The 1210-nt window shown below is 64.1% G+C and carries 1 protein-coding gene and 1 pseudogene; both read left to right on the top strand.

Annotated features, from left to right (window positions below; genetic code table 11):
• Positions 1–106 precede the first annotated feature (106 nt).
• Entirely contained in the window at positions 107–763 is a 657-nt protein-coding gene (locus ACZ5CR_RS46130; protein WP_468869954.1) for a hypothetical protein, read from the top strand.
• A gap of 35 nt (positions 764–798) precedes the next feature.
• Positions 799–1210 (top strand): annotated as a pseudogene (locus ACZ5CR_RS46125) (hypothetical protein); the annotation flags it as partial.

Genomic DNA, 1210 nt, shown 5'->3' with positions numbered 1-1210 from the left:
AGCCCCACACGCCCCATAACTCAGCAGATATCTCTCTGGTGCCACGGATCAGCTCCCACTAGCGTGCTTAGCTCGCGCTAACTCTCACCCTCACCAGGAGCCGTCAGTGAACCGCCCTCTCCGTCTCGCGACGGTCGCCCTCACCGCGTCCGCAGCTTTGCTGCTGACTTCCTGCGGAAGCGGCGACGGCGAGTCCAAGGACAACGACAAGATCGCCGGGGCAGAGCAGAACGGCGCGAAGAAATCGGCTTCGCCCAGCGCATCGGACTCGGGGAGTGCAAAGCGCCCGAAGATCGATCTGCCTTCCGACGTCAAGCTGGCCTTCAAGCCGGAGCAGACCGGCGACGCGGCCAAGGACGCGATCCTTCGTGACAACACGGACTTCATCCGCGCGCTCAACGCGGCGATCGTGGCCGGCGATCCGCAGCTACCGGCACTTGAGTTCTTCACCGAGGGCGAGGCCGCCGCTTCGTCGCAAAGCTGGGTGAAAGGGTTCAAGGACGCGGGCTGGACGGTGACAGGGGCGGTGCGGTACTTCAACCGGCAGGTGACGGTGAAGTCCAAGACAGCCGCCTCACTCACTTACTGCGGCGATGAGAGCAAGGGCTACAGCAAGGTCATCAAGACCGACAAGATCAAGCGCACCAAGGTGACCAAGAACAGCTACATCCTGTACGGCGCGCAGGTCGAGAAGAACCAAGAAGGGGTTTGGGAACTCGTGAAGATCACATCCACTCGCGGCGCTGCAGTGTGCCAGCCATGAGCCGACGCCTCCGAGTTCTCACCGTTGCAGCGCTGGTGGCAACAGCATGGACTCTCTCGGGCCCTGCCGCCCTCGCCGACCAGACTCCGCCGGGAGGCGGCGGACTGGGAGGCGGCAACGGATCTGACAGCGACGCCTCGGGCAACGCGGACGGCGATGAACTGTCCGCCACCGCATCCGGCATCGTCTACGACCGCTCCAAGAACGGCTCCGGTCCCAAGACCGGCGCCGTGACCCCCGCGACGAACTGGACCCCGCCCGCCTGCTGGTACGCCCCCACGTACTCGCCGGCTGAGTTCAAGAAGTACGTCGAGCCGATCTGGCAGGCCGAATCGACCGGCCACCAGTGGGACTTGGAGCAGAAGAAGCGGTACGTGGACGGTGAGCCCTACAAGAACTTCAACCTGGACAAGGCAGGCAAGGGCTTCTGGTGGACGTCCTTCCCCA

Source organism: Streptomyces sp. NPDC031274, from assembly GCF_055570235.1.
The sequence above is the reverse complement of the archived record's forward strand: the minus strand, read 5'-3'. Positions and strand labels throughout refer to the sequence as shown.